Origin of the sequence: Paraburkholderia aspalathi (assembly GCF_900116445.1) — a bacterium.
GTDB lineage: Bacteria > Pseudomonadota > Gammaproteobacteria > Burkholderiales > Burkholderiaceae > Paraburkholderia > Paraburkholderia aspalathi.
The window spans coordinates 124,982-138,465 of record NZ_FPBH01000009.1; the positions used below are offsets into that span (position 1 = coordinate 124,982).

Genomic DNA, 13,484 nt, shown 5'->3' on the forward strand with positions numbered 1-13,484 from the left:
GGTCAGAACCGCAAGACGGCGCGTGCGCCGCGTCCAGATGCGCAGTAGTCGAGTGCGTCGTTGACGGCCGGAAACTCGAACGTGTGGGTCACCAGTTCGTCGAGCTTCAACAGTTTCTGTTCGTAGAGACCAATCAGGCGTTGCACTTCGCGATGAACGTGCGCGGAACCGTAAAGCGAACCGCGAATGGTTTTCTCGGTCATGACGATGCCGGTAAACGACGGCACGTTGACCACCACATCGTCGGGGCCCGCACCGACCAGCACGGCACGGCCGCCACGCCGCGTCATGCGGATCGCGTCGCGCACTGTGTCCTGATGGCCGACCACCTCGATGGCGGCGTCCACTCCGCGTCCCTCTGTCGCCTTGCGAATCTGGCGGATCAGTTCGGCGCCTGGCTGTAGCGTCAGCGTCGCGCCGAATTCACGGGCGAACGCGAGCCGTTCCTCACTCGGATCGATCGCGATGATCTGGCTCGCGCCGCTGATACGCGCGCCTTGTATCGCGTTCAGACCGACCCCGCCGCAACCGATCACTGCAATCGATTCGCCTACCGCGACGCGGGCCGTGTTGACCGCCGCGCCGAACCCGGTCAGCACGCCGCAACCAATCAATGAAGCCGGGGCGAGATCCATCTCGGGCGGCAGTTTGACAGCGGCGCGGGCGGGCACGACGCAATGCCTCGAGAAGGTTCCGAGCCCGGCCATGTGGTAGACCGGCTCGCCGTTCCATCGGTAGCGAGTCGTGCCGTCAGGCATCGTGCCGCGCGCCATCGCCGCCGTGCCCGAGTCGCACAGCGACGGTTGCTCGTGCTGGCAGTAGAAGCATCGGCCGCATTGGGTGAGCCAGCTCAACACGACGCGATCGCCCGCAGCGAGTTCGGTCACGTCTTCGCCGACTTCGACTACTGTGCCGGCACCTTCGTGACCGAGAACGACGGGCAATGGATTGGGCAGGCGTCCGGTGAAGACGGACAGATCGGAATGGCAGACACCCGATGCGCCGATTGCGACGAGCACTTCGCCGGCGCGCGGCGGTTCGAGATCCAGATCGATCATCCGGATCGGTTCGCCCGGACGGGTGAGGACGGCGGCTTGCGTTTTCATAAGTGAGGATGTTTCCGCGGAGAGCAAAGAGACGATGGGCAGGTACTGCCGGCCAGTCAGCGATCGACAGCGATCAGAACCTGTTCCGGTCCGCGCGTTTGACCGGCGGTCCATTCGACTGCGTCCGACGCGGTGAGATGAAAATTCGGCATGGCCCGCAACCATTCTTCGAGCGCCACGCGCAATTCGAGGCGCGCCACGTTCGAGCCGAGGCAACGATGCTCGCCGGAGGAAAACGTCAGATGCCGGTTGCGTTTGCGATCGAGCTTGACGGTGTCGGGCTCGTCGAACACGGCTGGATCGCGATTGGCGGCGGCCAGCGGCAGAATCACGCGTTCCTGCGCGGCGATGCAGCGGCCGTGTAGTTCGACCGGCTCCGAGGTCAGGCGCGCAATCGAAACCGGCGCATAAGCGCGCAACAGTTCTTCGACCGCAGTGGTGCGCATCATGTCCGGCTGCGCCAACAGCTGCGCGCGATCGTCAGGGTGCGATGCGAGGTGCCACAGGCTCGCGCCCATCGCGCTCCAGGTCGTGTCCGCGCCGGCCAATACAAGCAGGAACAGGCTGCCCAACTTGTGCTTGCGGCTGAGCGGTTCGCCGTCCAGCGTGGCATGGGCGAGATAGCTGATCAGATCGTCACCCGGCGCGCTCGCGCGTTCTTCGAGAAGCTTCTCCAGATACGCTAGCTTCTCCTGCACGACGGCGCTGCGCACTTTCTGGTCGAGCGGTCCAAGCCGCACCAGTCTGACGACCCAATCGACAAAACGGTTTTGCGCGTCGAGCGGGACTTTGAGAATGTGCGATATCACCGAGAGCGCGAGCGGGCGTGCGAAATCGCCGACGGCATCGCCTTCACCTCGCTCGGCGATGGCCGTGGCGAGCCGGCGTGCTTCGTCGCGCACGAACGGTTCCAGTTCGGCGATCTTCGCGGGCGTGAAGAAAGGCGCGAGCAGATCGCGATGTGCCTTGTGGTCATCAGGACTCGACGTGAGCGGCGGCAAAAAGAGTTCGTGTCCGATTTCCGGAATCGGTCCGGCTACTTCGACGGCGCGTGACGAAAAGCGCGCGCCGTCGTGAGCGATGTCGCGCACGTCGTCATAACGGGTGACCACCCATGAGCCACCCCACTTGTCACTGTGCGCCACGGGGCAGCCGCCTTGCCGCATTGCAGCCCACAGCGCATCTGGGTCGTTGGCGTAGTCGCCCGCGAAGATGTCGTAGCCGTCCTTTACGTTGCTTGCGTTCGTTGCGTCGCTCATGAGTGTCTCCGGTGTCGTTCCCTGTCACGTGCAGTTAACACTACATATAACAATCCAAAATGTCAAAGTGTGTAGTACGTTTTATGAGGTATCCGGAACGGCAAAATGCGCTCCGGCTGTCGTCGGAGATCGCGGATAACCTGCTGGCAAAGATCGCTGCGCCGATGCCGCGTTTACACCTATCGAGGTTGACGCAAGCGATGAACTAGACTTGGTTATGTTCTACATAAAAACAAACATAGGATCGTATTGAGTAGATTAAATTCTGTGTGCAGCGCGGTGTTCCTGCAGTCCGTAACAAACATGGCGCGCCACAGCCCGCATTCACTACAATCGATGGAGCGAAGCGATGGGCGCGGAGGTTGGATTGGCCGAGTCGTACTGGGCGAAAGACACATCGGTCGAGGTGCTGGACTGCACGCTCGGCGATCTGTTGCGTAAGGCAGCGGCCGAGGTGCCTGAGCGCATCGCACTGGTCGAAGGAATCGAAGACTGCGCGGTGCGGCGGCGGTGGAGTTATCGCGCGTTGCTCGAAGCGGCCGAGCAGGTGGCGCATGCGCTGCTTTCCCGTTTCGCGTCCGGCGAGCGGATTGCGGTGTGGGCGCCGAACTGTCCCGAGTGGATCCTGTTGCAACACGGCGCGGGGCTCGCGGGAATCGTTCTGGTGCCGGTCAACCCGGCTTTTCTCGCGGACGAACTCACGCACGTTCTGAAGACGTCGGAAGTCGCTGGCGTCTTCTACGCACCGCTCTACCGCAATAACGATCTGTCAGCGGTTCTGGCGTCGGTGCGCGCGCGCGTGCCGCATCTGCGGGAAACGGTGTGTCTGAGCGACTGGGAGGACTTCGTCGATTCGGCCGGCGCGAGCACGCCGCTGCCGGCAATCGCCCCCGGCGACATGGTGCAGATTCAGTACACGTCCGGCACCACTGGATTTCCGAAAGGTGCCTGTCTACATCAACGCGGCATCGTCAACGCATCGCGCTTCGCCGCGTTGCGCGCGGGCTTCGGCGACGGCGGCGTGTGGATCAACGCCATGCCACTGTTCCATGTGGGTGGCTGCGGCGTGTCCGCGGTCGGTGCGCTAGCGCAACGCGGGACCTTCGTGCTGATGCCAGGCTTCGATGCCCCGAAGATGTTGGAAATGATCGAAAGCGAACGGGGTACGGCCACGCTGGTCGTGCCCACAATGCTGGTTGCGATGCTCGATCATCCGGACCGGCCGCGCCGCGATCTGTCGTCGCTCAAGCTGATTCTCTCCGGCGCGTCGGCTGTTCCGGCCGCGCTCGTCAGGCGGACGACCACGACTTTCGGCTGCAAGTTTTCGATCCTCTTCGGTCAGACGGAACTGAACGGCGTCATTACGCAAACCGGCGGCGACGACTCGCCTGAGGATCAGGCCGAAACTGTAGGCCGTCCGTTACCGCAGATGGAACTGAAAATTGCCGACCCAATCTCGGGCGAAGTGCTGCCGCTCGATACGTCGGGCGAAATCTGCGCGCGTGGCTATCAGACCATGAAAGGCTATTTCAACGCGGCCGATGCGACCGGCGCCACGCTGCGCGAAGACGGCTGGCTTCATACCGGCGATCTCGGTGCAATGGATGAGCGCGGCTATGTACGCGTCACGGGCCGGCTCAAGGACATGATCATTCGCGGCGGCGAGAATATCTATCCGCGTGAGATCGAAGAGGTGCTGTTCGATCATCCCGGCGTTGCGCACGTGTGCGTGATAGGTCTGCCCGACGAGCGGTGGGGTGAAGTCGTGGCGGCAGTCATACGGCTCTCGGCTAACGACGGGGCGGCTCCTGATACAACGCCTCCTTGCGCGGCATTTGTCGACGGCTTGCATGCGTGGTGCCGCAGCCGTCTCGCCGCCTACAAAACGCCTGCCGTCTGGTTCTTCATCGACGAATGGCCGCTCACCGCGAGCGGCAAAGTGCGCAGGCACGTGCTGCGCGAGCAGATCCTGGGTGGCGGCCATCGTGGGCTGGTTGCCACGAAGACGCCCGTGCAACCGGTCGGTTGATCAGGTTAGCCTCATGACCGCACGCCTCGCCCTCGCGACAGACACCTCAACGCGTGCTGCCCCTGCGGATACCGCTGCGCGGCGTATGAATTCCGGTAGCGCTCGCTCGTTGCTGCTCACTTTGCTCGGCGAATTCGTGCGACCCGGTGGACGCGCGGTCTGGACCGCCACGCTCGTTCACGCGATGGGTGGAATCGGGATCACTGAAAAGTCGGCGCGTCAGGCGATCGCGCGCGCTGGGGCGTCGGGATGGATCGAGGCGCACCGGGTCGGCAGGGAGACCTGCTGGGCGCTGACAGGGCGCGGCCGCCGCATCATCGACGAAGGTGCGCAGCGCGTGCAGTCGATGAGCCACAATGCGCCATGGGACGGCCGCTGGCTGGTCGTTGCGATTTCGCTGCCGGAATCGCATCGGCCCGAGCGCATCAAGCTCTATCGCGCGTTGTCGTGGGCGGGTTTCGGCAATCCGATGCCGGGTGTCTGGGTCAATCCGCACACGGAACGTGAAGAAGAGACGCAACGCGTGGTCGAGCAACTGGGTCTGGCCGCCTTCACGTGCGCATTCGCTGGGTCCGGGTTGCGTTTCGGTTTGACGGACCGGCAGTTGGTCGAAAAGTCATGGGACCTGGAGTCGGTCGCGGCACATTATGACGTGTTGCTCGAACAGTTCGGCAAGCTGCGGCCGCGCTCCGATGACTCGGTGCTGTTCACGCACGTCAAACTGGTGAACGCGTGGCAGCGTGTGCCGTTCATCGATCCGGGTTTGCCAACCGCCTTGCTGCCGTCGCGCTGGCGGGGCCGCGAGGTGGCCGCGAAGCTCGAGTCGTTGCGCGAGCAATGGAGCGGCGCGGCGCATGCGCGTTGGGGCGAGCTCGCGGGCGCCGCGCCGGTCCTCTGAGCGGCGTCGCGCCGATTCTTTGCGCTAGCGGTTGGTGATCCTGGCCGGCAGCAGGAATGTGAGCAGGCAGCCCAGCATGGCGAACCCGGCGAATATCAAGAGCCCGGCGCCGACGCTATGCGTGGCATCCTTGATCCAGCCGATAAGGAAGGTCGCGAAGAACCCACCGAGGTTGGCCACCGAGTTGATGAGTGCAATGCCCGCTGCCGCGGCGCGGCCCTTCAGCAGACTACCGGGAATGGCCCAGAACACAGGAAACGACGCAAAGATGCACGCATTTGCGACAGTCAGGAGTGCGAGCGTGATGAATGTGTTGTCGAGAAAACGTGCCGCCACTGCAATGCTGACGCCCGCAGTGAAGAGCGGGATGATCAGATGCCAGCGCCGCTCGCGGTGCCTGTCCGAGCGTGCCGCGAGCACCAGCATCAACAGGATCGCCGCGAGGCTCGGAATGGCGGTGAGCAGGCCGATCCGCAGACTGCCTTGTACGCCCGACTCGCGAATAATGGTCGGCAGCCAGAAGCCGATCACGTAGATGATCAGCGCCAGCGTCATGTTGATCAAAGACAACACCCACACATAGCCGTTACGCAACGCCGGGCCGGCGCCTTCGTGCTTCAGCATCGGCGGATGGCGTGCCAGATCGCCGTGCAGCGCGTCTTTTTCGCTCGCAGTCAGCCAGGTCGCCGCCTGAGCGTTGCGCGGCAACAGAATCAGCACCAGCAGGCCGAGTGCGATCGATGGAATGCCTTCGAGAAAAAACAACCATTGCCAGCCTGTCCAGCCATGCACGCCGGCGGAGGCGCCCATGATCCAGCCTGACAGTGGGTTGCCGATCAGACTCGCGAGCGGCAGTCCCATCAGAAACAGCCCGACTGCGCGGCCACGCAGGTCCGGCGGATACCACTGCGTCAGATAGAGCAGTACGCCGGGGAGAAAACCGGCCTCGGCCGCGCCGAGCAGGAAGCGCACGACATAGAACTGAGTCGGTGTCGTCACGAGCAACGTGCACATCGACAACGCGCCCCACGTGATCATGATGCGGCTGATCCATAGCCGCGCGCCGAAGCGGTGTAGCAAGAGATTGCTCGGCACTTCCAGCGCGACATAGCCGACGAAAAACAGGCCTGCGCCGAGTCCGTAAACCGTTTCGCTGAACTGCAGATCGACTGACATCTGTAACTTCGCCAGACCGATGTTGATGCGGTCGAGATACGCGGCGAGATAACAAAGGCACAGAAACGGAATCAGCCGCCAGGTGATCTTCCGGTATATCGACGCCGTCGTTGCAACGGGCAACGCGATGCCGGGCGCTTCATAAGTCGGTTGCATTTGGTTTTCCTTTGAGCTTGCACGTGCGGTGGCGGGAGGGCAACAGGAGCGACGCCGCGTGACCTAGAATTTGTGCCGCAAACCGATGCGTACCGCGAGCTGATTGGTCGTGGAGGAAGCCGGCAGCGAGTACAGGTTGGCCACCTTGGCATCGCCACCCGCATGCTGGTAAGAGATCGACGTGTAGACGTCTGTGCGTTTGGAGAGGAAGTAATCCACGGTGCCGCTGACTTGCTGGTACTTCGGCTTCATGCCGGAATCCACCAGCTTGACGTTGCTCTGTGCGAGCGCGGTGGTCAGAAACAGCGCGGGACTCGCCGCGTAACTGCCGAAGACTTCGAAGTTGTCGACATTCACGGGCGAGGTGGTGACGTCGAAACGCACATGGCTGTAGGTCGCGCCGACGGTGAACTTGCCGATCTGGTAGTTGCCGGACACGACTGCGATCTGTTGTTTGAGCACGGTGCCGGTCTCGTAGAGCGCCGGGAGCGACGGATAATCCGAGCCGGAAGTTCCGGACATGCCCACCGCACCCGTTGTGTTGCCCGCAGGTTGGTTCAGATCCTCATAGGCCGCCGCAATCGAAAACCCACCGTGTTTATAGCTTGCCCCGACGTTCCATACCCGGTTGGTCGCGAACGAGCCTGCCTCATTACCGAATGCGTAAATGCCGCCGAACGAAAAGCCACCGTAGCTCGGGCTGATGTATTTGACGGCGTTGCTAAGGCGGAACGTGTGCTGGAGGTTGTCGTTATCCTGAACATGCCCGGAATAGACACCGAGATACGGTACGGAGCTGACCGGAATGACGAAATCCGCGATCAGGTCGTATTGCCGGCCGACCGAGATCGTGCCGTACTGGTTCGACAGGCCAAGATACGCTTGCCTGCCGAATTCGCGGCCGCCTTGCATGAACGTGCCGTCGAACAGGTTGAAGCCGCTTTCCATCACCGCGACGCTTGTCAATCCACCGCCCAGGTCTTCTGTGACGCGCAGTCCCCAGGCGTCGCCCTGCATCACGCTGCTGGCGGTCTGCCAGTTCGATGATCCTTTCTGATTGTTGGTGTAGGTGAGGCCCGCGTCGATCAGGCCATAGAGCGTCACAGTCGCGTGCGCGGCGCCTGTGAACGCCAGACAGGTCATGCCGAAAGCAATCTTCTTCATCAACGTCTCCAAATGATCGGGATTTTTTTGTTATACGTATGACTAAGGATATGGGTCTGGCGTGGCGCTTTGCGTAGCCGCGATTCGTTCGTCGCGGAACATGAGATGTAACGGAGCGCTTCTGATGTGCTACATTATGCGATATCAATTTACATCTCATGTAGCATTTATGCAGCGACGTGTTTACCCTTAAACGGCGATTTCTGGCGCCGGGGGACGCGTTCGCCAATTCACCTTGGAGCAGGGACACATGAAGCTCAATCCGTTCATCGATCTGCTGGGTGCAAGGGTCGAAGTATGGCGTGACGGCTATGCCGAGATCGTTTTACCGGTCACGCCGAGCCTGCTGAATTCCGGTGGCATTCTGCACGGCGGTGTGACCGCCGCGCTGCTGGACTCGGTGTGCGGCCTCGCGGGTCTGTTCAATCGTGAAGAGGGGAAGCAGCGCGTAGGCTCAACCCTTTCGCTGACGCTGTCGTATCTGGAGAAGGGCGTGGGCACGCATATCGTCGGCAAGGGCTACGTTCAGCGCGAAGGCCGTTCAGTGTTCTTTGCCAACGGCGAGGCGTGGACCGATAGCGGTGTGCTTATCGCAACCGCGCAAGGCGTGTTCAGCCACGCCACGGTCGCGGCATGAAGCAGATGGCAGTTGCTCCTGAGGGCACGCTTCGCCGCTTGACGTGTCCGTGGCAAATTGCCTACCATCGGACGTTTTTAAGCAGCACCCTCCATTTTTACGTTCGTCAGATCAGGAACGCGGCATGGCAGATTCGTCTCACAACGCAATTGAATTCGGCGACGAGGCCGATACCGCAGAACGCGTCACGCCGGGCAGCGCGCGGTCGCTTCTGTTGACGCTGCTCGGCGAGTTCGTCGTGCGCGAGGATCGTCCAGTGTGGACGGCTACCTTGCTGCACGCATTAGAAGGTGTTGGCGTGGCCGAGAAAGCGGCTCGCCAGGCGATTGCGCGTGCAGCGACCGCGGGGTGGATCGAGAATGCACGTGACGGCCGGCGCGCCAGTTGGTCGCTGACCACGCGCGGCCGCGATCTGATCGCAGCGGGGTCGCTGCGTGTGAAGTCGCTGGCAGGCGAGGCGTGGAACGGTCATTGGCTCGTCCTGCATCTGTCTTTGCCCGAAACGCATCGCACGATGCGCGTCAAAGCCTATCGCGCGCTGAGTTGGTTGGGTTTCGGCAATCCATCGCCGGCGCTGTGGGTCAACCCTCACGTGAACAGACAGGCTGAAACGAAGGCGGTACTTGCGGAACTGGGTCTGTCGGGGGTGGCCTTCGGGTTTGTCGGTAAATCGTTCGATCTCGGGGTGAGCGATGCCGAGCTCGCCCAACGCGCATGGAATCTTGACGCCGTGTCGGAGCACTATCGCGAACTCGCATCGACGTTCCAGAAAATGCGGCCGCGCTCGGACGACGCGATCCTGTTTGCGCACGTGCAACTGGTCAATCAGTTGCAACGCCTGCCCTATATCGATCCCGGTCTGCCGGACATTCTGTTGCCGGCCGGTTGGCAGGGACGCCAGGACGCCGCGAAGCTGGGCACGATTCGGGCGCGCTGGCAGGACGCCGCCCACGCGAGGTGGACGGAGCTAACCGGCACCGCGCCCGCGCGGTAACCGGCCTCAGCAGTTAGGAGTGACACGCGAAGGCTCCGTGAGCTGTGTGTCACGCGGGCCGGCCGTTGCGTTGGCTGCGGGCCATTGTTCGACGAGTTCGCGCTTGAGAATCTTGCCTGACGCATTGGTCGGCAACGCGTCGAAGCGCAGCCACCAACGGGACGGAATTTCGAAGCGACCGAGTGTCGTGCCCGCATGCTCCGCGAGATCCTCCGGGCGTATCGTCGCGCCCGGCCGCAGCACGACCGCGGCCGCCACTTCCTCGCCGAGATCGTCATGCGGCAATGCCATGACGGCGACTTCGAGCACATCCGGATGCGTAGCCAGGCAGCGCTCTACATGAGCCGACGCGATGTTCTCGCCGCCGCGAATGATGATGTCTTTCGAGCGGCCCACTACATAGAGTCGATTCTCTTCGTCGAGACGGCCGAGGTCGCCGGTGCGAATCCAGCCGTCCTTGTCGGCGATCGACGCTTCTTCGCCCCAATAGCGGCTGGCCGCCGAAGGCGTGCGCGCGCAGATTTCGCCCACGCCGTGCGGATCCGCTTTATCGATCCTGATCTCGACTACCGGCAATGGCCGGCCGACGTAACCAGGCCGGCCTTGCAACTCCGCACCGGATGCCGCGGCCAAGACGCCGCCGGCCTCCGTTAACCCATACAAGCTGTTGACACGCTTCTTGATGAGCGGAAACGCCGCCTGAATTTTCGCGCGCAGTTCGGGCGAGACTGCGGCGCCGCCCATCGGGATCGATTTGACGCTGGAGGTGTCGTAGTCGGCGAAGTGCTCGAACTCGACCACCCGTGACACCATCGTCGGAATGCCGCCCCACACGCGTACTCGTTCCTGCTGGATCAGACTCAATACCTTTTCAGGTGTGAAGCGGCCTTCCAGAAAAATCAGTGCGCCGCCGGACAGCAGCGTCGAGAAGCTGATCTGAATGCCCGACAAATGAAACAGCGGCACGGTCAGCAAGCTGGTCGTGCCGGCGTGGTCCGGGCCCAGTTCATCCGGCAGGCGGCCGGTCAGCACCAGCAGATTCTGGATGTTCGCGATCACGGCGCGATGCGACATCACTACGGCCTTGGCGGCGCCTGTCGTGCCCGAACTGAACATGAGAATGGCCGGATCGTCTTCCGCGATATCCGCGTCGGGCAGATGAAACATCGTGTCCGCGCCGTGTTCCGCGTGCAACTGATCGAAGGCCAGCCGTGTATAGCCGGCGGGAAAAGTACGTTCGGCGGGCCGGTCGGTGACGATGAGCGCGGGCTTCACCAGATCCACTGCGTGCGCCGTTTCCGTGTCGCTCCACCAGGCATTACCAAGTGCGGCGACGGCGCCCAGACGCTGGGTCGCCCAGAACGCGAGCAGCCACTCGACGCTATTGAAGCCGAGCAGCATCACGCGGTCACCGGTCCGCACGCCGGCCGCGCGAAGCTGTGTCGCCACCACGCCGACGGCACGCGCATGCGTCTCGAAGCTGAGGCGCCGCTGTCCTTCGACGAGAAACGGCCGCTCGCCCCAGCGCAGGCTATCGGTCAGCAATTCGGCGAGCGAGCGTGGCCGGTTTCGATAGGCGCGGCAGGCATGCTGATCGACCGTGATCGATTCGACATCGCGGCCCCAACGTTGGGATTGACCGGCTTCGGTTACGACTTCCGCCATTTTTTACCTCAGTGATTGGATAGAAAGCGCTGCGTGCGCGAGATGCATTGCGTGGTTCAGGAACCGGCGCACTGGCGCGCGGCGAGACCCAGCGCGCCGAGGACTTCGTTGGTGTGCTCACCCACGGCGGGCGACGCGGCCACACGCGAACGTCGCTTGCCGTCGAAACGGATCGGCGCTTCAACCGATTTCACCGATGCCGAATCGGCGCCGGTGTCCACTTCAATCCATGCGCCCGTGGCGGCGGCCTGCGCGTCGTCGATCAGATCCGCCGGCGTTTGCACCGGCGCCCACCACACCCCGTGTTCATCGAACACTTTGGCCCAATGCGTGAGCGGATGCGCGGCAAAGGCGGCGTCGAGCATGGGAATGAAGTCAGCGCGATGCTTCGCGATCGCCCGGGCGCTGTTGAAGCGCTCGTCGCCCAGCAAATCGCTGCGGCCGATCGCGGCGAGCACCGAGGGCAGATGGCGTTGCGCCTCTACGCCCACCAGGAAGAACCAGCGGCTGTCCTGAGTGCGATAGGAGTTGTACAGCGGCGTACGCGACTCGCCGCGCGGATATGGCGGCTTGGGGTTGCCACCCATGGCCTGCACGCCGAGTTCGCCGCACAGCGCCCACATGCCGGTGCGCAATAACGAAGCCTCGACGAATTGGCCCCGGCCGGTGCGCTCGCGCTCCAGCAATGCCGCCAGCGTGCCGGTCACCGCCGTCATCGCGGTGAAGCTGTCGCCGATGCCTTGCATCAGGGCGAGCGGTGCGCTGTCCTGCTGCGTGATCTCGTGCGAAATGCCGGTGCGCGCGAAAAAAGCCGCCACGTCATAACCTGGGCGGTTCTGGTCGGGACCACCCCAGCCGTATGCGCTGACCGAGCAGTAGACGAGCCGCGGATAGCGCTCGCGAATCGCCTCGGGTGTCAGTTCGAGGCGCATCAGTGCGTCGGGGCGCAAGTTGGTGAGCAGCACGTCGGCGCTAGCTAGTAAGGCGTCGAACGCTTGCATGCCCGCCTCGGATTTGATTTCGAGTTCCACCGACCGTTTGCCGCGATTGGCCGCCAGAAACGCACCGTTGGGCGTGTCGCTGCGCGCACCGAGCGATGAGAAGATTGCCCGCATCGGTTCGCCGCCCGGCGGCTCGATCTTGATCACGTCTGCACCCCAATCGGCCAGCAGGCCGCCGGCTAGCGGCCCGGCCATCCAGTGCGCAAATTCGATCACCCGTATGCCAGCCAACGGCTGTGCGCCTTGATCGTGCGGCGCTGCGTGGGCGCCGTGCGGTGTCTCGCTCATATCTGTTCTCCAGGGTTTTTCAGAAGCGTCCCGATCGATGAAGCCTGAAATGACAATGCGGCGCTTGCGAGGGATCGGGTTGGCCTTGAAAAAATACTACATATGTTGATACTATTAGTCAAACGATGTAGCATTTATTCAGGCGCTGGCGCAGCGGGCTGGATTGAACGGTCGATGGCCCTGTCCTCGCGGTTGGCAACCTTTTGCATGGAGCTATGTATGGAACCAGCGATCCTGGTCGAGAAAGACGGTCCGGTTGCGCGGTTGATCCTCAATCGCCCCGAAAAGCACAACGCGCTGAAGTTCGATGACCTCGACACGCTGGTCGAAGCGCTTCACGAAGCGGAGGCCGACGACGACGTCAAGGTCATCATCCTGAAAGGGCGTGGGCAGTCGTTCTGCTCCGGACACGATTACAACGACGCCGTGCGCTCATACGGGCTCGAAACGACTGAACCTGGTGTGAAACCGCGCCGACCGAGTCAGCGTTCGCGCTTGCTGCGTGATCGTAAGCTTGGCGAGAACTACATGGCGTTCCAGTATTCGCTGAAGCCGGTGATTGCGCAGGTGCAGGGGTGGTGCACGGGCGCCGGGCTCTATCTGGTGGAACTGGTGGATCTCGCGATTGCCGCGGACGACGCCCGCTTCAGCCATTCGGAACAACGCCTCGGACTGGCCGGCAATACGTGGCATCTGAATACGCAGATCATGACCTATGGTCCGAAGAAAGCGCGTGAGTTACTACTGCTGGGTGACAACTTTGACGGCCGCGATGCGGAACGCCTCGGCCTCGTGAATCAAAGCGTGCCGCAGGAGCAACTCGAATCCACTGTCGAAGACTGGGCCCGCCGCGTCGCACAGCATCCGCGCGACGCGCTCGTCACCGGCAAGGCGATGTTCCAGATGGCGCTCGACAGTCTCGGTGGTTCTCAGCAGTTCTATCGTGGCTATGTAGGCCACACGCTCGGGACCAATCTTCGGCTGGAAGAAGATGAATACAACTTTTTACGCGAGCGGCGCGACAAAGGCACCACTGCTGCGTTCAAGGAACGCAACAAGGAGTTCGACTGATTCGCCTGCGTCGTGCAGACATCAACGGCGCCGTGATTGA

Annotated in this window: 11 protein-coding genes; 5 read left to right on the forward strand and 6 right to left on the reverse strand. The window is 62.5% G+C overall.

All coding sequences use genetic code 11. From position 1 onward, the window contains the following. Window positions 1–2: 2 nt before the first annotated feature. Window positions 3–1,106 (reverse strand): Zn-dependent alcohol dehydrogenase, encoded by a 1,104-nt coding sequence (locus tag BM438_RS16245; RefSeq protein ID WP_167378405.1) that lies wholly within the window; start codon window positions 1,104–1,106, stop codon window positions 3–5. Window positions 1,107–1,162: 56 nt separating this feature from the next. Further along, window positions 1,163–2,365 (reverse strand): cytochrome P450, encoded by a 1,203-nt coding sequence (locus BM438_RS16250; RefSeq protein ID WP_093635253.1) that lies wholly within the window; start codon window positions 2,363–2,365, stop codon window positions 1,163–1,165. Window positions 2,366–2,714: 349 nt separating this feature from the next. Here BM438_RS16250 and BM438_RS16255 point away from each other — a divergent pair, with 349 nt between their 5' ends. Beyond that, complete coding sequence (locus BM438_RS16255; protein ID WP_093635254.1) at window positions 2,715–4,394, forward strand: class I adenylate-forming enzyme family protein; 1,680 nt, start codon at window positions 2,715–2,717, stop codon at window positions 4,392–4,394. Window positions 4,395–4,407: 13 nt separating this feature from the next. Beyond that, a complete protein-coding gene (locus BM438_RS16260; RefSeq protein WP_208620664.1) occupies window positions 4,408–5,292 on the forward strand; it encodes a PaaX family transcriptional regulator in 885 nt (294 codons plus the stop codon). Between the two features lie 24 nt (window positions 5,293–5,316). Here the strand turns inward: BM438_RS16260 and BM438_RS16265 are convergent, their stop codons facing one another. Together BM438_RS16265 and BM438_RS16270 are read right to left on the reverse strand one after the other, a co-directional pair. Continuing rightward, window positions 5,317–6,624, reverse strand: coding sequence for an MFS transporter (locus tag BM438_RS16265; RefSeq protein ID WP_093635256.1), 1,308 nt, complete (start codon window positions 6,622–6,624; stop codon window positions 5,317–5,319). A 63-nt stretch (window positions 6,625–6,687) separates the two neighbouring features. After that, window positions 6,688–7,788: a porin gene (locus BM438_RS16270; protein ID WP_093635257.1), complete on the reverse strand. Its 1,101-nt coding sequence runs from the start codon at window positions 7,786–7,788 to the stop codon at window positions 6,688–6,690. Window positions 7,789–8,038: 250 nt separating this feature from the next. Here BM438_RS16270 and BM438_RS16275 point away from each other — a divergent pair, with 250 nt between their 5' ends. Further along, on the forward strand, window positions 8,039–8,425 hold the full coding sequence (locus tag BM438_RS16275) for a PaaI family thioesterase (protein ID WP_093635258.1): 387 nt from the start codon (window positions 8,039–8,041) through the stop codon (window positions 8,423–8,425). 124 nt (window positions 8,426–8,549) lie between these two features. Next, window positions 8,550–9,419, forward strand: coding sequence for a PaaX family transcriptional regulator (locus tag BM438_RS16280; RefSeq protein ID WP_093635259.1), 870 nt, complete (start codon window positions 8,550–8,552; stop codon window positions 9,417–9,419). 6 nt (window positions 9,420–9,425) lie between these two features. On the opposite strand, the gene BM438_RS16285 is transcribed toward BM438_RS16280, so the two are convergent. Both BM438_RS16285 and BM438_RS16290 read right to left on the reverse strand, forming a co-directional pair. Next, window positions 9,426–11,084, reverse strand: a complete 1,659-nt coding sequence (locus BM438_RS16285) for a class I adenylate-forming enzyme family protein (RefSeq protein ID WP_093635260.1) — start codon at window positions 11,082–11,084, stop codon at window positions 9,426–9,428. Window positions 11,085–11,140: 56 nt separating this feature from the next. Next, window positions 11,141–12,373: a CaiB/BaiF CoA transferase family protein gene (locus tag BM438_RS16290; protein WP_093635261.1), complete on the reverse strand. Its 1,233-nt coding sequence runs from the start codon at window positions 12,371–12,373 to the stop codon at window positions 11,141–11,143. A gap of 219 nt (window positions 12,374–12,592) precedes the next feature. On the opposite strand from BM438_RS16290, the gene BM438_RS16295 reads away from it, so the two are divergent. Beyond that, complete coding sequence (locus BM438_RS16295) at window positions 12,593–13,444, forward strand: enoyl-CoA hydratase/isomerase family protein (protein WP_167378406.1); 852 nt, start codon at window positions 12,593–12,595, stop codon at window positions 13,442–13,444. Window positions 13,445–13,484: the final 40 nt, after the last annotated feature.